Source organism: Iocasia fonsfrigidae (assembly GCF_017751145.1).
GTDB lineage: Bacteria > Bacillota > Halanaerobiia > Halanaerobiales > DTU029 > Iocasia > Iocasia fonsfrigidae.
On the sequence record NZ_CP046640.1, the window covers coordinates 2,366,599 to 2,385,199 of the forward strand.

Here is an 18,601-nt window from a genome sequence, read left to right on the forward strand (position 1 = left end):
TTTACCCCCTCCCATATGGTAGAACACTTATCTTATGAACCGGCAAATTTAATAAACTCCTTACTGCGGTAATAATATTCATTTTAATTTTACTGTTTTCAGCCCCCTGAGCCACAATAAGAATACCTGAAATAGCAGGCTGTTGTTTTTTCCTTACTACAGGGCTCTCACCTCCACTAGCATCCCTGATAATTACTAATTCGTTCTCAAATCTATCTTCATCGATCTTCCTTTCACCACCATTCTGGTCTATTTCGTCTGTCACTTTATTACTTCTGCTTTCATTATACTCATATTGATACTCCAGGGCAGAATCAGTATAAACCTTTACCCTTACCTTACCCACACCATTAACCAATGAGATAATCTCCTCTATCTCTCCTGCTATCCTCTCCTCATATAAAACCTTCACTTCATTATTTTTTGAACCATGAGAAACCGGTGGAGATGTTTTATTCTCATTTGTAAAAAGACCTGTAAATAATAATAATAGAATTCCTATCATCCCAAGAATTATAATATTCCTCAAAATATTATGGCTACCTTTGTTCTCATTATTTAATATATTTTTAAGTTCATCCAGGATCCCCATTATATTAATCCCCCCCTGCCTTAATTATTTTGATTTCCTTTTCACTCAATTGAAAAACCTTACTTAGATTATTTTTTAATTTTATACTATCAATCCCTATATTATTCTCATTTTTTTCCTTTAAACCACTCCTATCATTGTTAATATCGACAGGGTCAATTTCTCTTACATTCTCTCTAATCCTGTGAAAAAATACGGTTATACCAGTAAGCTGATATTCATCATTAATATCCACCTGGATATCCCTGTTATACTGCTCACTATCATAATAAAGTTCAATTACCTCCTCAACGCGTCCCCTTACTTTTTCAGCATAGTAATCCTTGATTAAGGCCTTATTCTCATATTCTATCTCAGCACCCTTTTCAATTATCCCTTCCCAGTTTCCGCTAATAATTTTCCCTGGTATAATATCCTGCATTACTGTCAGATCACCCTTTAAAATAGCAGATAAAGGAGAAATAAAAATAGAGATAATAAAAAACCCCATTACTACCCTGACATATTTTCGCATTTTATTACCAGGTAGGAACATCTCTAACAGGGTAGTAAACAGAATAATAAAAACCAGGTTTTTAACCCATCTTATAACTGCCTCCATAAACTCACCTCATCATTACAGTTAAGTTGGCTGCCCCAACAATTACAGTTAAGGTTATAAAAAACATTAATGAAACTGCAGATACTGTTAAAAATACAAAAACAAGACTATTACCTACATCATTTAAAACATCTACTAACCTGGCATCGGCTATTGGTTGAATAAGGGCACTGGCCAATTTATAGATAATAATCAAGGCAATAAGTTTTATAATTGGATAGGCAATTATCATTATAATAGCTATCATCCCAAATAGATTAAGGGCGTTTTTAATAATTAAGGAACAACTTACTACCAAATCAACGGCATCAGAAAAAATGCCACCTATGACAGGTATAAACGTACCTGTCAGATATTTGGCTGTCCTTAAAGAAAGACTGTCAGTCACCGCTGCCGCCCCACCCTGAATAAGCAAACCACCTGTAAATATTATCAAAATTAAACCAAGCAGCCCCATACTTGCTTCCTTAAAAAGACCTGCTAACCTTGATAGGGAGAACTCATCATTTAATCTGGTAACAATACATAGGACCGTTGACAGAAAAATCATAGGTAAAACAATAAGTTTTACTATTGTCCCCAGCAGAGAGATTATTAAATATGTCAAGGGATTAAAGACTACTGCTGAGGTAAAAGCACCCATACTAACCAGCAAACTCAGTAAAACAGGTAAAAGAGCCTGCATAAATGATACAATATTATCAACTGCATTTACCCCTATGTCTATAGCAATATGAAAAGACTGTAGTACCATTACAGCCAGGATCATAAATATCAACATATTTGATGTATTACTGATCATTGTACTGGAAAAAGAATCGTGAAATATATTTAAAATAGCACTTATAGCTGCCAGAATTATTATCTGCCCCATAATACTCAAGTTGGCTGTTACCTCTTTACCAAGGTATTTAATTATTGATTTTAATAAATCTCTCCAATCTAATTCAAGATTACCTTTTACCAGGTTTAACAGGATAGTTTTCAAGTTTAACTCTGGCAAATAATGCCCTGCACCTTTGTTTATCTTATTAACTTCCTGCTGAACTTTATTTATATCCAGTTTATTTAACTGTCTTAAAATAATCTCATCCTGATTCATCTGACTATTTTCAGCATAGCTTGGTAGCGCAAATAATAATAAACAAGATATAATTACCAATAATATCCTTACTATATTCATTTTTTACTTCCTCTCACTATAAAGGAATAATCTCAAGAATGGTTTCTATCAAGGAAAGCATAATTGGTACAGCCATAATCATAATTAATATCTTGGCCGCTATTTCTATTTTGCTGGCTAAGGCAGTTTCACCACTGTCTTTTGTAATCTCAGCCCCAAACTGCCCTATATAAGCAATACCTATTATTTTTACAATAGTATTAAAATACATTAAATCAATACCAGATTTCCTGGCAAGTTGATTAAGCAAATCAATTACCACAGCAACCTGGTCTATAATTATAATTAAGATTATTATGCCGGTTAATAGACTAAGTATAAAAGCCATTTCAGGTTTAATCTGTTTAATAACTATAATCAATATAGTAGCCAGAATTGTAACACCTACTACCTGTATAATTGTCATAAGAAATCACCTAGAACCTGAAAACCGTTCTTACATCATTAAATAACTGACTTATCAACTGTATTACTACTGTCATAACAATAATTACACTTACCAGGGTTATCATCTGGGCCTGCTCTTCTTTATCAGCCTGTTTTAGGACAATATTTATTATAGAAATAAAAATTCCAATACCAGCAATTTTAAATATCAAATTTACATCCATTATTTAACACCCCTTATCAATAGAATAAAATAATTATCATTAAACTTATTAAAACACCTGCATATCGTACTAATTTAACCTTCTTAGCAGCCTCTTTTTCTGCCTGTATTTTTTGCTGTCTGAGCCTCTTTAATATTAACTGATTGATATTGTTCTGATTATCAAGACTGGAGCTGCCGAGCTGGCGTCCCCAGCTATCAAGAATTTCAATATCTTCTTCCAGAAGACTATTATTTCTGTAATTAATCAGCAATCTTTCATGCCATATCTCATAAAAAACCTTATTATTACCCTTTTCTAATTCATATGCTGTCTCCCTAAATAGATTGGCCAGTGGGCTTTTAAAGGTGGCAGCTGTTCCCATTAACGCCTCTGCCATAAAAGACTGTTTATAGCTAATCTCTGTATTAAAAATATTTATACCCATCTCTAATTCTTCCAGTTCTTTAACCCTTTTTTGATATGAGCTGCCTATAATCCAGCCGATAAAACTACCCGATACTAAGATCATTACTGCCCCAGTTAATTTTATCAACAAAACAAGAAACCTCCCTCCCATTTCTATCCCTGACCGCCTCTATTGTTCCAATCCCATCCCTATTACTAAGAAATACAAATCTCTCAAAGAGCCCTTTATCAATTAAATCTGCTATCCCCGGCCGCCTTTTTATATCTGTAAAATCCCTGCCGTGGATAGTTGTAATAAGACTAACACCAGCATAAAGGGCCTCCTGTATAGCATTAATATCCTCATCCCTACCTATTTCATCTACAGCAATTACCTCAGGGGACATCGAACGTATTAATAACATCATTCCTTCTGCCTTAGGACAATTATCTAATAAGTCTGTCCTACTTCCTATATTATTCTGTGGCACTCCTTTATATGCCCCTGCTATTTCTGATCTTTCATCAACTAATCCAACTTTCTTTCCCTTTATACCCTTATCCAACATTCCTTGACTGAAAATACGAATTAAATCACGTAATAGAGTTGTTTTTCCACAGAGTGGAGGTGAAACAATAAGGGTATTTAAGACCAGGTCCCTTTCTATGTCATATAGATAAGTAACTACATCCTCAGCTGCCCCGGTAAATTCCCTACATATTCGATAATTTAAACTATTTATATTTTTAATAGTTTTAATCCTAGCATTTTCCACAACAACTTGACCAGTAAAACCCACCCGGTGACCGCCAGGTATAGTAATAAAGCCCTCCAACAGCTGCCTCTCAAGAGCATATATGGAATTATGTGACAATAATAAAAAAGCCTTTTCCATCTCTTCCCTGTTTAATCCATAAAATCTATCACTATTTTTCAATCTTTTTCCATTGAGATCAATAAAAAAATCTATATTACTGCCGATAAGCTGAATAGCCTGATTTACTCTTAATCTTATTTCAACCAGCTTCTTATCTCTCCATTCGCTTAAACCTCCAATCAACAAAGCGGTCCTTTCTGGTAAATAGTCAAGAAGATTTTCCGACAACAGCCTCACTCCCTAAAGTTTGTCCTATTTAATAAATATTGCCAGCAGCCAAAAATATGCATGGATTCACTTTAAAAATAGAATTTATTTATGCTGTATAATTCTTCTTACTATATGAAATGATAAAAATGGAGGTGTTGCAAAATAGATAATAAAGCCAAAACCACCAGTTATATTACTGCCGGGATCGGTGTAGCAGTTACAGCTTTAGGGTGGAGTTTACTTCCCTCCTTGTGGGGAGCCGGGATTCTAGGGTTTGGTGCAGCCCACATAGTCTTGGGCTTACTTGATACCCAGCGTCCTTCTATCAGGAAATAAATTCACCTCCAATAAAAAAGAGATAAGGAGGGATAAAACTCCTTATCTCTTTTAATAGTAAATATTCAATTTTATTTATAAATTATACCCTTTCCATATATTCCCCTGTCCTTGTATCTACCTTGACAATATCTCCTTCACTAATAAACAAGGGAACCTGTACCACAGCACCACTCTCTAAGGAAGCAGGTTTAGAACCACCAGAAACAGTATTACCCTTTATACCTGGTTGAGTTTTAGCTACAGCCAGTTCCACAAAGGTTGGTAAATTAATATCAATCGGACGGCCTTCATAAACCGAAACCTCCAGAACCATATTCTCCTTAAGATAATCTATCTTTTCCCCCAACTGCTCCTGACTAAGAGCAATCTGTTCATATGTCTCAGTATCCATAAAAATATAATCATCACCATCACGGTAGAGATATTGTTTTTCCCGCTGTTCAACATGGGCCCTATTGACCTTTTCATTAGCACGAAAGGTCTTCTCAATAACACCACCATCTTCAACATTCTTAAGCTTTGACCTTACAAAAGCCCCACCCCTACCGGTCTTGGAATGCTGAAAGTCTACCACCTGATAAACAGTCCCATCCAGTTCAATAGTCAATCCATTATGAAAATCATTTGTTGATATCACAGCCATACAATGTCCTCCTTAAAATTCCTGTATAATTTTATTTAAACATTTTATTAAAAAAACCCATTATATTATAACATTTCTACTAAAACATAACAAACTAGCAACAAAGTGGCCTAACAGTAGACTTAATCAAAAACTTCAGCTTTCTTAACTCAAAATACTAATTACACATAGTTAGTCAATAAACTATTAACCAGACAAATATATTTGTCGACCTTTAAAGTTATCCCTAAACCCAACATAATTTCCTTTATATCATGTTGTGGCATATTTAGACACTTATCAACTCAAGAGGAGAATCATTTAACACCTCACAACCATCTTCTGTAATTAATAGGTCATCCTCAATCCTGACCCCACCCCATTCCGGTATATAGATACCAGGTTCATCAGTGATTACCATCCCATCTTCCAAAACTGTATCACTGGTATAAGAAACCCTTGGTTCTTCATGTACCTCAACACCTATTCCATGACCAAGACCATGACCAAACCTACTTCCATAGCCTTTTTCTGTAATAATGTCCCGGGCAATCGCGTCAACATCCTTACAGAGCATACCTGCTTTAACCCTTTTTTTCACCTCTTGCTGGGCCTTTAAGACAATATTATAGATATCCCTCTGTTTTTTAGTAGGCTTTCCAACAACTATAGTCCGGGTCATATCGGAACAATAGCCATTATAAAAACAACCGAAATCCATAGTAATAAAATCCCCATCTCTTATTACCTTATCACTGGCCACACCATGGGGTAAAGAAGACCTTTTACCAGAGGCTACAATAAAATCAAAGGCATTTCTCTCTGCCCCCTGTTTTTTCATAAAAAACTCCAGCTCCAGTGCGACTTCTCTTTCAGTACAGCCGGGTTTAATAAAATCAAGAATATGGGTAAAGGCCAGGTCTGTAACAGCAGCAGCCGTTTTTATTCGGGATATTTCTTCCCTGTCTTTTTTAATTCTTAGTTTACTAATTAACCCAGTCACAGCTTCTAATTGGATTCCAGTTAGGGCTTTTTTATATTTCTCATACTGTTTATAATTTACTGCCTCTGCTTCAAAGCATAGTTTACTTACACCCTCTCTGTGCAAAAGCTTCGACAATTTCTTTTCTAAACCCTTATTTATCTTAATAATTTCATATCCCTCAAGCTGTTTTTCGGCCTGTTCAACATAACGAAAATCAGTTATAAAATAATTATGATCAGGTGTAAAAAGAATTCTCCCGGCTGTACCGGTAAACCCACTCAAATAAAAACGGTTCTCCGCTCCATCAATGATTAGAGATTCTATCCCTGATTCCTTGAGCAATCTTCTTAGCTGTTTTATTCTTTTATCCATTAAAAACTACCTTTCTTTATTATATTGACCACTGCCTCAAGAGCATAGATATACCCATCAGGTCCCAGACCAGAGATCTGTCCTACTGCTATGGGAGCAATTACAGAGTTGTGCCTAAACTCCTCCCGCTGATAAATATTACTAATATGTACTTCAACTACAGGTAACTTAACAGCAGCCAGGGCATCTCTTAGAACAATACTATAATGGGTTAACCCCCCGGGGTTTATAACAATACCCTTATAATCATTATATCCCTCATGTATAAAATCTACTATCTCTCCTTCATGATTACTCTGATAGATTTTTACCTCAACATTTAAAAAACCTGCCCTCTTATTTATCATATCATTAACCTGCTGAATACTCTCCATCCCATATACCTCAGGTTCACGAGTCCCCAGCATATTTAAATTAGGACCATGTATTACCGCAATTTTTAACACAATAACCCCTCCAGTATCCTCTTAATCAAGCTATGGTCTATCCCTTCTCTAATAAAAGCATTCCCAATCCTATCAATAAGTACCCACCTTAAGCTATCATTCTTAACCTTTTTATCCCGGAAAAGTGCTGTAAAGATAGCCTCCGGGTCTTCTTGATGGCCAAGCGGTAAATCGTAAAGCCTGATTAATTCCTCAGTGAATTGCAGGTCAGACTTTTCCAACAATCCCAAAGAATTTGCTAGACGAACAGCCCCCAGCATACCTATCGCAACTGCTTCACCATGGTTATACTTCTTATAAGCTGTTACCGCTTCCAGGGCATGACCAATAGTATGTCCGTAATTTAACAGAGCCCTCTTCCCTTTTTCTTTCTCATCCTCCATGACAATAGCTGCCTTAATCTGACATGAACGGTAAATAATATGGCTAAGTTCATCTTTCTCCAGTTTAAAAACATTTTTTGACCTTTCAAACAGATAATCTGCCAGGCCTTGATCAGCAATCAAACCGTGTTTTATTATCTCGGCCATACCGGTTTTAAATTCCCTGGGAACCAGGGTCTTTAAAAAAACAGGATCAATCACTACCATCTCTGGTTGATAAAAAGCCCCAATCATATTCTTGCCTGCTGGATGGTTAATAGCCGTCTTCCCGCCTACACTACTATCCACCTGAGCTAACAGACTTGTCGGCAGCTGTACAAAGGGAATACCTCTCATAAAAGTGGCCGCCAGAAAACCAGCCAGATCTCCAACAACTCCACCCCCCAGAGCAATTATCAGATTATCTCTGTTAAAATTATTATCAACTAAAAGGTCATAACCCTTTCTCAAGTAATGGTAAGACTTGGATTTTTCACCAGCAGGAATAATATATTCCAGAACCTGATAACCAGCCTTTTCCAGAGACGAAACAATACCAGCACCATATAATCCACTGACATTAGCATCAGAAAGGAGTAGTACTTTATTACCTCTATAACAGTCACTAATTAAGCTGCCTATTTGGGATGATATATTGTTTGCAATAATAATAGGATAAGAACGCTTGGTTTCACTAATATTTACCTTAAGTTCCTGTCTACTCATCATTAATCTCTCCTATCAAATCAAGTATTTTTTTTACTACTACTTCTGGTTTTTTCCCCATAGTATCAATTTTATTAGTAAAGGCATTATAATATTCTGCCCGCCGTGATAGTAAGTTTCTAATCTCATTCAGGGGGTCTGATACGCTAAGTAGTGGGCGCTTATTATCCCCCTTAACCCTTTGATAAATTTCCTCAGCTGAGGCAGTCAATAGAAAAGAAATTGTTCTGGAGAGGAGTAATTCCCTATTGAATCTAGAAACAACTATTCCACCCCCTGTAGAAATAACAATTTTATCCTTTTCAAGTATGTCTGCCAGACTCTCAGTTTCAACCCTGCGGAAATATTCTTCACCTTTTCTTTGAAAAATTTCCGGGATACTAAGACCTGTCTTCCTCTCTATTAATTCATCGGTATCAAAAAATTGATAACCCAGATCATTTGCTAATAAACTACCGACTTTACTCTTGCCTGTAGCCATAAAACCTACTAACGAAATTTTCAACTTAATTTACCCCCTGATTAATCTATCATTTCAAGATATCCGCGATAATTATTGATAGTTTCCCTGATGCTATCTCCACCAAACTTTACTAGCATAGCCCTGGCCAGTATAAAAGCAAGCATGGCTTCTCCTACAACACCCGCAGCAGGTAGAGCCGTAACATCTGACCTCTCGATACTGGCTGTAAAAGGTTCTTTGGTCTTAATATCCACAGAACGTAAGGGCCTATAAAGGGTTGGTATTGGCTTCATCGCCATTCTAATTATCAGGGGTTCACCATTTGTTATACCGCCTTCCAGACCACCAGCCCTGTTGGTCTTTCTGTAATACCCTTTATCTGGCTGATAAAATATCTCGTCATGTACATCATGACCTGTCCGGGAAGAATTTTCAAAAGCCGGACCGATCTCAACCCCTTTAACCGCGGGAATACTCAATATCGCCTGAGCCAGTTCTCCATCCAGACGGCGATCCCACTGAACATGACTCCCCAGGCCAACAGGCAGGGGTGATGTTCTAAGTTCTACAACCCCTCCCAGACTGTCCCCTTTTTCTTTTATTCTATCTATATATTCTTTCATCTCCCGTTCTTTGTCTTGATCATAACAGGCCAGTTCAGAATCCCTGATCCCAGCCTTTAATTCTGCTAAACCTACCTCAGGAGAGCAGCTCTCTATCTCACCTAGCTGTATTACATGACTGATAATCTCAATGTCAAAATAATGTAGGAAATTATCAAGCAGACCCCCAACCGCTGTCCGAGCCGCTGTTTCCCTGGCACTAGCCCTCTCCAGTATATTTCTAATATCATCCTGCTGATATTTTAAAACACCTGCCAGATCAGCATGTCCAGGACGGGGGCGGGTTACTTCTTTATCAATCTTTCTGATCCTGCCGTCCTTTTTGATTACCACTTCTTTTTCTGTCGGATTAGTATCTTTATCAACAGACATTACACCCTGCCAGTTCTCCCAGTCCTTATTATGAATCAAGAGACCAACCGGACTCCCTATTGTTTTACCATGTCTTAGACCACTAAACACCTCAACCCTGTCAGTTTCTATCTTCATCCTGCCACCGCGGCCGTAACCCTGTTGCCGCCGGGCCAGTTTCTCATTTATCCTGGCAAAATCCACCTTAACCCCAGCTGGCAAACCATCAACTATCGCCATAACACCTTTACCATGTGATTCACCAGCTGTCTTAAATGTCAACATAGCTCTACTCACCCCACCAATTATTTTTCACTTTATTATACCATTCTTAGTAAATTAATTTCTACATAAAAACAATATATCCTGCTCTTTTTGAAGAAATTAAAAGCCCCCCTATATCAGGAGGGCTTAGATCTATTCACCATTTTTAGTTTTATCACTCAAAATCTCTCTTAGCTCTTCATCAGTCAGACCAAAAACCTCATTTTTAAATTCCTTATTTTCCAAGATTTCTTTTTGAGGTTTTTCATCTAGCTGACCTATTTTATTATCATCATCCTTTGCAGTATTAGAACTTATTTCTTTATCCAGATCATTAACAATATGTGGAGTAATAAAAATAATTAATTCTGTCCTGATATTTTCTATTTGCCTATTGCGAAACAACGACCCAAGTATTGGTATATCACTTAGATAAGGAACCTTTGATAAGGACTCCATTTCGTCCTCCTTAATAAGACCTCCAATAGCAAAAGTCTCTCCATCTTTCAGGCGTATTTTAGTATAAACCTCCCTGGTATCTATTACATAATCCCCATTGGAATTTGTGCTAATAGTACTAACCTCCGGATTTACTTCTAAAGTTATTTTATTATCTTTAGTAACCCAGGGGGTAAATATTAAATTAATACCAGCTTCAATATATTCTATACTATCATCATCATCGTCATCATCGTCATCATCGTCATCATCAGGGATGGCTATTTTATCACCAATAAGCAATTCCGCTTTTTCACCACTGAGGGTCATTAACCTGGGATTTGCCAGATTATTAGTCTGTCCATTGGTTTCCAACATTTTAATAAATTCAGGAAAAGACATGTTTACTTCATGTATTTTACCATCATCATCTTCATTAACTATGATTTTCGCTAATTTCTCATCTATATCAAGACCCATTTCACTAAGACCGTCTGTTGATACCTCTTCAACCCTGGCTTCAATAATAACCTGTTTCCTGGGCTTATCCAGCTTATTAACCAGTTCCAGCAATTCAGCAATATCCCTTTCTCTACCTCTGAAAACCAGTTCCTGCCTGGTTTTATTGGGCTGAATATTAATGTCAGGATGCAGATTGTTCAGTGTGTTCATTATCTCTTCAAGATCTAGATAATCAATAACAGCAAGCCCTGTTATTATTTTACTCTCATTATCCAGGCTGTTAATCAATCTGGCAAGCCTATTAACTACTTCATCCCTGCCACTAATCTCTAAAACCCCACTACCTTCATCAAAATCAAAAATAATCTCATCATAGTCCTCTAACTGTTCTTTAATTTCACTCAGTCCAATGTTCTTAATCTCAAGACTAACTGTCTTTACCTGCTGAGGAATATCCAATTTCTTGATTAGCTCCATTACCAGGTCGACTTCTTTTTCATCACCTTGAATAATCAGCTGTTTATTGATTGTCTCTTCAGCTTTTACTTCAGGATATAAGTTTTCAATGTTAGTCAATAATATTCCAAGATCAATATGCTTAATCTGGACTGTTTTTATACTTATCTCTTTTTTTACATCCATATTTTTAATTAATTCTTTAACACCACTGATCTCTTCAGCAACACCTTTTATAATCAGATTATTATTATTCCTGTCTATTTCTACCACTAAAGTCGGATAAATCCCTTCCAGGATCCCCTTAATTTCTTCTAAAGAAGCATATTTTATTTTGATAGTTTCTAAACTTCGTTCAAGGTATAATTCCCTTATTTTCTCTGGAGGAGCAACAATTACTGTATTATTATCCCAGACATAATCCAGCCCCTGGGTCTGAGTAATCAGTTTTATTGCCTGTTTAAAGGTCATATCATTTAAACTAACTGTTATCTCTCCCTGAATACTACCATCTGTCAGCAGATTAATATCTGCTACCTCAGCAATAGTCCGCAGAACATCCCTGATATCAGCCCCTTTGAAATTCATATTAATAATATCTTTATCCCCGGCTGCTAACAGGGCTGAACCGTAACTAATTAATAATATCAAAATTAAAGTTAAGATTATAAGATTTTTTCTAGATATACCCATCTGTCTCACTCCTCATCTCTATAGTAAATTGCCAGCCTTGATAGCTCATTAGCAAATCCCTTTCCCTTATTTTAAGAACCCTAAACTCATCAACAGTATCATTAACTGTAATAAGTCTGGTTCTATCACCTGTATCAATGATGGCAATCTTCTTATCCCGACCAGTAATAATACCCTTTAATTCAAAAGAAATCATCTCCCTAATATCTTTAAGAGAGAGCTGGGGACTGGATTTTTCAGAGTCAATCCCATAGTTTTGAAAAGGGTCACGGAAATTACTGCGGTATAGATACCTGATCACTGGTTTTTCATCATTACTTAGCTCTTTATCTTCTATCAATGGCTTTGCTGCCATATTACCCTGGGCTGCAGAATTTTTTTTAAGTGCAGAACCCTCGGTAACAAACCCTTCGACAGGCTGGCCAACCGCTTTATGCTCGACAACTGCTGGTTCCTTGTATCTATAGAAAGCAAAATAATATACCCCGACAGACAGGAGAAAAACGGTGACGACTATGATAACAATCAAATATGGTTTTTTCATGGTTTGTCACCACCAGTCAGTAAATCATCATGATAGATAATGATTCCAGATGCCTCTAAAAGATTGTTTTCAGCAATCCTGGCTATTCTCATATTACTAAACTCAGCCTGTCCATTAAGTTTTTCTATCCCTTCAAGGAATTTGATAAGCTGATTGTAATTACCCTTAAGTAGAATACTTATCTCAACCTCTTTTTCATCTTCTTCAGGGATGAAGGAACTAATCTTAATACCAGATTTGCCAGCTTCCTCTTCCAGCACTGCCAGCATTTCATCTGCTGAATTAATTTTGTTTTTATTAAGCTCTTTCTCAATATATTGCAATTGATCATACCTATCCTGTAGAACAGGTAGTTTTCTAAGGGTGGCGGTGGTTTTATTAATTTGTAACTCCTTATTTATTTTTAACTGGCTTAGATTAGCTATATTTTCCTCTAAGGGCTGGTAAATATAGAAATAATAGCCTGCCCCAAGGGCAAAAAATATCAGGAATATTAGCATTACCCGTTCCCTACGGCTTAAACTGCTCAGCACGCTGATCACCCTCTCTATTAACTAAAGCCTGTAGTCTAAATTCAACATCATTATTCTCTCTCAAATTAAGTAATTTAACCCCTTTGAAAAAGGGAGATAACTTCATATTATTGATCAACTCTAATACCCGCAAATTATTCTCTGCCCGACCGAAGAGCTGCAGGATATCACCCTCTATCTCCATTGTCTCCAGCATAGTCTTCTGGGGAATAAGATAACCCTGTTCCCTGATAATATCATTCCAGATATACCTTAATGCTGCCATCTTTGCTTCTATTTCTTCCAGTTCTTTAACTCGCTTTTCCAGACTATGGTATTCATTTAAGCTGATACTTAATTTAGCCAACTGCCTATCCAGTCTATTCACCTCAGCTTTTAAGCTCTTTTGCCCGGTATAGAGGAAATAGTAGTTTAATCCAAGGGCAGTTATAAATATTAATAAAGAGATAATAAATATTGTTTCACCCCAATTTATAGCACTACTTTGCTTTTTTTCCTCAAGTAGGTTTACCCTCATCTAGCTAACACCTCACTTGCAGCAAGCCCCACTGTTACAGCAAATTCCTCTAATTTGGAATCCTTTTCCCCCTTATACTTTATTCCCTCAAAAGGATTTAATGGATAGAGATCTCTCCCTATAGTCTCTGTTATTAACTCCGGGAGATTCTTTAATCTGGAACTACCACCAGTCAAAAAAACCTCGTTCACATCTTCTCTATATTCCATTTGATAATAGTCCAGACTACGCTTGATTTCCTCGGCTAGATTATTAGCTGCTGAAAAAAGAAAATGAGCTTCTGACCCTGAACTGGCTGCCTGAGAAATAAGACGTTCCAGCTCAAGGTCTTTTTCCCCTCTCAGCTGGATACCATTTTCTCCTTTAAATCTCTCTGCCTCATTATATCTCAGATTTTTTCCCTCCATAAGTGTGCTGCTGAAATCATTACCACCAACAGCTATCACCCTGGAAAGAAAGATATTCTTACTACTGCCAATAATAATTCTGGTTCCTGAGGCACCGATATCAATCACAGCTGCTGTAGAATCATCCAGCTTATTTTGAAAATCCAGCAGGGAGAGCAGGGCCATGGGTTGTATGTTTATAACAGAGGGAGTTAAGTTTATCCTTCTAAAAACACTTTTAATACTGGCTATAATATCACTCTTAACGGCAAGCAGTAAAATCCCCAGCTTATCCCTTTCCTGTGAGATGATTTTGTAATCAAGGACAGCATTTTCTACAGGGTAGGGCAGGTAATCAGCTGCCTCCCATTTTAAGGCCTCTGCCAGTTCATCAGCACCCATCACAGGGAGCTCTATCTTTCTGATGATAAGGTTATTGACTGGTATAGTAGTAACTATCTCATCCCTTTTACCATTAAGCTCCTCTAACAGTTCTGCCAATCTAGCTGCCACAACAGCCTCATCAATAATCCGCCCATCTTTAATACTTTCATATGGCAGTTTCTTTAAGGAAATACCCTCCAGCATCAAATCAGAATCATTAATAAACCTGGCTGCCTTAATACTATCTGTTCCTATATCTACTGTAGTAAACCTCTTTTTAAACAGCAATTTTTATCACCTCACAGTTTTTAATTTTAAAATTCCTGCCAGTCAGTTATTTTTCTCGTACATGCATTGGAACCTGTTCCAGGTATAAGGATACCCATCTTGCTAAAAACATCCAAATACCCCCTATCCTGTGTTAATTCAAATTTATTATTAACTTGTATCGTATCCCTGGAAATTATCGTACCCTTCATATCAACTTGCTCTTTAAAATGAATATGCCCCTCAGCATATAATAGAAAATTACCTTCCAACTTAGCGCTTTCCTCAAATAGAACATTATCAGAACAGATAATAATAAAAAAATCATCTGAATTTTTGTTGATTTTAGTATGTTTTTTAAAAGTTAAATGACCTTTAACAACCAGAATACCCTCTCCTAGAATTGTAAGTTCTTTATCAAAAACAACACCGTAATCTATATCTTTTATTTCCTGATTGAAATTTAAGGTGTTCTGGCTATTTTGATCAAAAACTAAATCTGTATAATCCGTTGTAAAAAAATCATTATAATCAGGAATAAATTCCGGATCTTGACCTTCAATCCACTCACCATTAAACACCATATCTGACCCTGCTTGCACATCTTCAATTTTTCCCGCAGTTTTTATATTACCGTTTATTTCACCTTTTTCATTACCATTAAAATGAATATTACTATAATTAGCTATGGCATTATTATATACATCATCAAATATAATTTTATAAGTAACACTAAGTTTTCTACTTACACTATTATATTTTATAACTGAATCAATAATATACTCATCACCACTTATATTCCGTGATAACTTTTCTATATCTAAACCATTCAATAAATTCACTATTTTAGCCTTTTCTTCATTGATTAATTCATTATCATCCCATTTACTATCATCAGCAAGCAGATAACTGGCATATTCAACAGCTGACTCAGCATAGTAATCTGCCTGAAGCATATTTTCTTCATACCTGGAGATATGTATCTCATTATTAATGGTAACTGCCATTCCAGCAGCTAACACAATCAAAGTCAGCATTAAGACCATACTTAAAACCAGCACAGAACCACCCTGCTTCCCCATCAACTGTCCCTCCTTTTTAACCATTATTGTCAGTTATTCTGCGGTAGAACTCCTCGACAAAGGTATAACTCTCTCCATCCTTTTTCTCAAGCTCTACTGTAATAGTGATCATCTTATTATTTTCGCTTAGCTCAAATTTATTTGCCTTGCTACTAATAAAAGTAATCCGGTTACCCCAGTTAAAATTACCCTCACTGTATGCAATTTTTTTTCTATAATATAATTCTCCATCATTTTTGATACCAAAACCAATACCATTATAATCCCCACTACCTGCCTCAATTGTTGAAAAGGTAAACCTGACTTTATCCTGGTTAGAATTATAACTGTTATTAATAGTAACTGTTTTTGCCATTCGTATATATGGGGCTATTCTATCGACAATAATCCTATGATCCTGCTGGATATTCACTTTTTCTCGATTAAAATCAAGGACTACAGTACTGCTCAAAAAAGCACTATAAATAAGAGTAGTTAATAAAGCAATTATAGCCACTGCCAGCAGAACCTCAATGAGTGTAAAAGCACTCTCGGAATTGTTTTTTATAACCCTCACTTTTTCACCACCAGTGACTTCAATTCTATTTCTTTTTTGGAGCCATCCCAGCTAATAACAACAGTAATTAACCGTCCATCATTATTACCATCACCATCAATATCAATATTGCCAGTTATCCGGGAATTAATCTTAAAATCATCAGCCTTAAGACTGTAATCACTATCAATCAAGTTATCTATTTCACTATAATAGCTGAGGTTCAAGGTATCCCAATCATTTATACAGGCCAGTTTTATATTTTCCATTGTATCTGCTGCAATCTTTACAGCCTGAGCACGTTTTCCTGCCTGATGGGTATAAATTACACTATTGGCAAAATATCCCGAAATAGAGATAAAAACAACAGCTATAATCACTATAGTCAATAAAACCTCAATTAGTGTAAAACCAGTATCTCGCTTTAAACCAAGCATATTACCCACCCTCTAGTTATTCTTTATGAATAAAACCAGTCCCTGTAACAACTACTTTAAGACTATTAACACCATCTGATAATATAAGGGTTCCCCCGTCAGCAGTCCCCAGTGGTTTAAATCTAAGCTGATTATCATTACGACTACAGCTAATTGTAAATCTATTGCCTACTTCAATAACCTTATTATAAAAACTCTCACCATCTTTTTTTACAGCTAATTTCTTGCTGGATAATAGTTCCACCAGATAATCCTCTGATTCAATAATTGCAGTCTGTCGCACCTTTCTTAATGTCGAGTAAATAATCTCTCTATAATTTTTCATTTCCAATGAATTAAAATTAACAGCGGGAAAAATAAAAGAAATACTGAGACTTAGTATAGCAATCACAAGTAAGAGCTCAAGCAGCGAAAAACCCCCTTCACCACAAAACATCACAACTCATCCCTTTCTTATGATTAATAAAGACTCATTAAAATAGAAAACAATTCTTCTCCATAAAACAGACTAATAATGGTACCAAGACCAATAAAAGGGGCAAATGGTATCCTGGTCTTTCTATCCATTATCCCAGCAATCATTAACACCAAACCAGTAATCGAACCAATTAAGGAAGCCAGAAAAATACCTATTAAGGTAAATTGCCAGCCTATAACGGCACCAATAACAGCAACCAGTTTAACATCCCCCATACCAAGGCCTTTACCATAGAGCAAGGCTAACAATAAAAACAATCCTCCGGGAACTAAAATACCTGTTAATGAACCCATCAAAGAAATATGATTCAAAAATATGGATGAGATAAGGGCAGTAATTAACGCCGGGTAAGTTAGTTTATTGGGAATAATCTTGTATTGTAAATCAATTAATGAACAGACAATTAGTATACAGATTAAGATGCTGTAGATTATAAAGGATATATTAAGACCATAGTTATGATATAAAATAGTAAGCAAAAAAGCCGTTAATACTTCAACTACAGGATACTGCCAGCTGATAGCCTTAGCACAATACCTGCACTTACCCCTGTTCAAGAGGAAACTAAGCATGGGGATAAGGTCTCTTACCTTTAGATACTCACCACATTCTGGACAGTGGGAAGGTGGAGCAATTATTGATTCCTGACGGGGTAGACGGTAGATAAGCACATTGAGGAAACTACCGATTACTGTCCCCAGTAAAAAGATAAAGCTGTATAATAACATAGATTCATCAACTCTTTTAAGATTTAGTTTAATATTAATTTTGTTTATGGAACCAGGTTGGTGATATTAACCTGGTTCCGAATCTACACATGAAACATATTAACAATCCCTAACATTAATCTTCTTCAGTAATTATTTCATAACCATCATCATTTTTCCTTAATACAACATCATTAATACCTTTTGCTGATCCTTTATATTTCATTGTTACTGTAATCTCATAACTATCTTCACCAGGGTTTTCATTATATGCATAACTAAACGACCAGTCATCTGTTACTTCATTAAAATTATCAATATATTGTCCTAAATAATCATCTGATGTTAAATCGACCTCATTACCTGACGGATATTTATTTCCATTCTCTATATAATACATCTCCAATGAAGTCTTAACTGAGCCCAGAAAGGATACTGCTTCAGTCTGAATAGCTTTTTCATTAACCCCGGTTAACCTGGGAACAGCTATTGCAGCCAGTACACTTATCACCGCAATGACAACCAGTAACTCAATTAAAGTAAAACCACTTTCACTCCTGAAAACCTCTCTAAATCTCTTCATAATTTCAAACACCCCTTGTTAAATAAATTTTTATAAAAATATTCCTTTTTATAATATTACCAATTTTCACCCCCTTTTTCTTCT

General features: G+C 36.1%; 24 protein-coding genes. All 24 read right to left on the bottom strand.

Features of this window, described 5'->3' with window-relative positions; translation table 11 throughout:
• Nucleotide 1 precedes the first annotated feature (1 nt).
• The 24 genes from GM661_RS11385 to GM661_RS11500 all read right to left on the bottom strand — a co-directional run bounded on the left by GM661_RS11385 (nucleotide 2) and on the right by GM661_RS11500 (nucleotide 18,517).
• On the bottom strand, nucleotides 2–592 hold the full coding sequence (locus GM661_RS11385) for a hypothetical protein (protein ID WP_230866951.1): 591 nt from the start codon (nucleotides 590–592) through the stop codon (nucleotides 2–4).
• A gap of 4 nt (nucleotides 593–596) precedes the next feature.
• Nucleotides 597–1,193, bottom strand: coding sequence for a stage III sporulation protein AF (spoIIIAF, locus tag GM661_RS11390; RefSeq protein WP_230866952.1), 597 nt, complete (start codon nucleotides 1,191–1,193; stop codon nucleotides 597–599).
• Between the two features lie 4 nt (nucleotides 1,194–1,197).
• Nucleotides 1,198–2,376 carry a stage III sporulation protein AE gene (gene spoIIIAE, locus GM661_RS11395; RefSeq protein WP_230866953.1) on the bottom strand — a complete coding sequence of 393 codons (1,179 nt, stop codon included), beginning with the start codon at nucleotides 2,374–2,376 and terminating at the stop codon, nucleotides 1,198–1,200.
• Between the two features lie 16 nt (nucleotides 2,377–2,392).
• The gene (spoIIIAD, locus tag GM661_RS11400) at nucleotides 2,393–2,782 is read right to left on the bottom strand and encodes a stage III sporulation protein AD (RefSeq protein WP_125990739.1); all 390 of its coding nucleotides are present in this window, start codon (nucleotides 2,780–2,782) and stop codon (nucleotides 2,393–2,395) included.
• A 10-nt stretch (nucleotides 2,783–2,792) separates the two neighbouring features.
• Nucleotides 2,793–2,987: a stage III sporulation protein AC gene (spoIIIAC, locus tag GM661_RS11405; protein ID WP_125990740.1), complete on the bottom strand. Its 195-nt coding sequence runs from the start codon at nucleotides 2,985–2,987 to the stop codon at nucleotides 2,793–2,795.
• A gap of 16 nt (nucleotides 2,988–3,003) precedes the next feature.
• Entirely contained in the window at nucleotides 3,004–3,525 is a 522-nt protein-coding gene (locus tag GM661_RS11410) for a stage III sporulation protein AB (RefSeq protein WP_164522268.1), read from the bottom strand.
• On the bottom strand, nucleotides 3,479–4,480 hold the full coding sequence (gene spoIIIAA / locus GM661_RS11415) for a stage III sporulation protein AA (protein WP_230866954.1): 1,002 nt from the start codon (nucleotides 4,478–4,480) through the stop codon (nucleotides 3,479–3,481). The genes GM661_RS11410 and spoIIIAA overlap by 47 nt, the downstream gene beginning before the upstream one ends.
• 400 nt (nucleotides 4,481–4,880) lie before the next feature.
• Nucleotides 4,881–5,438 carry an elongation factor P gene (gene efp, locus GM661_RS11420; RefSeq protein ID WP_230869794.1) on the bottom strand — a complete coding sequence of 186 codons (558 nt, stop codon included), beginning with the start codon at nucleotides 5,436–5,438 and terminating at the stop codon, nucleotides 4,881–4,883.
• Nucleotides 5,439–5,712: 274 nt separating this feature from the next.
• Nucleotides 5,713–6,780 (bottom strand): M24 family metallopeptidase, encoded by a 1,068-nt coding sequence (locus tag GM661_RS11425; protein ID WP_230866955.1) that lies wholly within the window; start codon nucleotides 6,778–6,780, stop codon nucleotides 5,713–5,715.
• Nucleotides 6,780–7,226: a type II 3-dehydroquinate dehydratase gene (aroQ, locus tag GM661_RS11430; RefSeq protein WP_230866956.1), complete on the bottom strand. Its 447-nt coding sequence runs from the start codon at nucleotides 7,224–7,226 to the stop codon at nucleotides 6,780–6,782. Before aroQ ends, GM661_RS11425 begins: the two co-directional genes overlap by 1 nt.
• Nucleotides 7,220–8,314, bottom strand: coding sequence for a 3-dehydroquinate synthase (gene aroB, locus GM661_RS11435; RefSeq protein ID WP_230866957.1), 1,095 nt, complete (start codon nucleotides 8,312–8,314; stop codon nucleotides 7,220–7,222). The genes aroQ and aroB overlap by 7 nt, the downstream gene beginning before the upstream one ends.
• Nucleotides 8,307–8,819: a shikimate kinase gene (locus tag GM661_RS11440; RefSeq protein ID WP_230866958.1), complete on the bottom strand. Its 513-nt coding sequence runs from the start codon at nucleotides 8,817–8,819 to the stop codon at nucleotides 8,307–8,309. Before GM661_RS11440 ends, aroB begins: the two co-directional genes overlap by 8 nt.
• Nucleotides 8,820–8,836: 17 nt before the next feature.
• Nucleotides 8,837–10,036 (bottom strand): chorismate synthase, encoded by a 1,200-nt coding sequence (gene aroC, locus GM661_RS11445; protein ID WP_230866959.1) that lies wholly within the window; start codon nucleotides 10,034–10,036, stop codon nucleotides 8,837–8,839.
• A 132-nt stretch (nucleotides 10,037–10,168) separates the two neighbouring features.
• Entirely contained in the window at nucleotides 10,169–12,064 is a 1,896-nt protein-coding gene (locus GM661_RS11450) for a secretin N-terminal domain-containing protein (protein ID WP_230866960.1), read from the bottom strand.
• Entirely contained in the window at nucleotides 12,051–12,608 is a 558-nt protein-coding gene (locus GM661_RS11455; RefSeq protein WP_230866961.1) for a hypothetical protein, read from the bottom strand. The genes GM661_RS11450 and GM661_RS11455 overlap by 14 nt, the downstream gene beginning before the upstream one ends.
• Nucleotides 12,605–13,141 (bottom strand): type IV pilus inner membrane component PilO, encoded by a 537-nt coding sequence (locus GM661_RS11460; RefSeq protein ID WP_230866962.1) that lies wholly within the window; start codon nucleotides 13,139–13,141, stop codon nucleotides 12,605–12,607. Before GM661_RS11460 ends, GM661_RS11455 begins: the two co-directional genes overlap by 4 nt.
• Entirely contained in the window at nucleotides 13,119–13,658 is a 540-nt protein-coding gene (locus GM661_RS11465; RefSeq protein ID WP_230866963.1) for a PilN domain-containing protein, read from the bottom strand. The genes GM661_RS11460 and GM661_RS11465 overlap by 23 nt, the downstream gene beginning before the upstream one ends.
• Nucleotides 13,655–14,716 carry a type IV pilus assembly protein PilM gene (pilM, locus tag GM661_RS11470; protein ID WP_230866964.1) on the bottom strand — a complete coding sequence of 354 codons (1,062 nt, stop codon included), beginning with the start codon at nucleotides 14,714–14,716 and terminating at the stop codon, nucleotides 13,655–13,657. Before pilM ends, GM661_RS11465 begins: the two co-directional genes overlap by 4 nt.
• Nucleotides 14,717–14,742: 26 nt before the next feature.
• Complete coding sequence (locus GM661_RS11475; protein WP_230866965.1) at nucleotides 14,743–15,777, bottom strand: hypothetical protein; 1,035 nt, start codon at nucleotides 15,775–15,777, stop codon at nucleotides 14,743–14,745.
• A gap of 16 nt (nucleotides 15,778–15,793) precedes the next feature.
• Nucleotides 15,794–16,333, bottom strand: a complete 540-nt coding sequence (locus GM661_RS11480; protein ID WP_230866966.1) for a type II secretion system protein — start codon at nucleotides 16,331–16,333, stop codon at nucleotides 15,794–15,796.
• Entirely contained in the window at nucleotides 16,330–16,749 is a 420-nt protein-coding gene (locus GM661_RS11485) for a prepilin-type N-terminal cleavage/methylation domain-containing protein (RefSeq protein WP_230866967.1), read from the bottom strand. The genes GM661_RS11480 and GM661_RS11485 overlap by 4 nt, the downstream gene beginning before the upstream one ends.
• Nucleotides 16,750–16,765: 16 nt before the next feature.
• Nucleotides 16,766–17,185 carry a pilus assembly FimT family protein gene (locus tag GM661_RS11490; RefSeq protein WP_125990756.1) on the bottom strand — a complete coding sequence of 140 codons (420 nt, stop codon included), beginning with the start codon at nucleotides 17,183–17,185 and terminating at the stop codon, nucleotides 16,766–16,768.
• A gap of 23 nt (nucleotides 17,186–17,208) precedes the next feature.
• Nucleotides 17,209–17,955, bottom strand: a complete 747-nt coding sequence (locus GM661_RS11495) for a prepilin peptidase (RefSeq protein ID WP_230866968.1) — start codon at nucleotides 17,953–17,955, stop codon at nucleotides 17,209–17,211.
• Nucleotides 17,956–18,070: 115 nt separating this feature from the next.
• Complete coding sequence (locus tag GM661_RS11500; protein ID WP_230866969.1) at nucleotides 18,071–18,517, bottom strand: type II secretion system protein; 447 nt, start codon at nucleotides 18,515–18,517, stop codon at nucleotides 18,071–18,073.
• Nucleotides 18,518–18,601 lie beyond the last annotated feature (84 nt).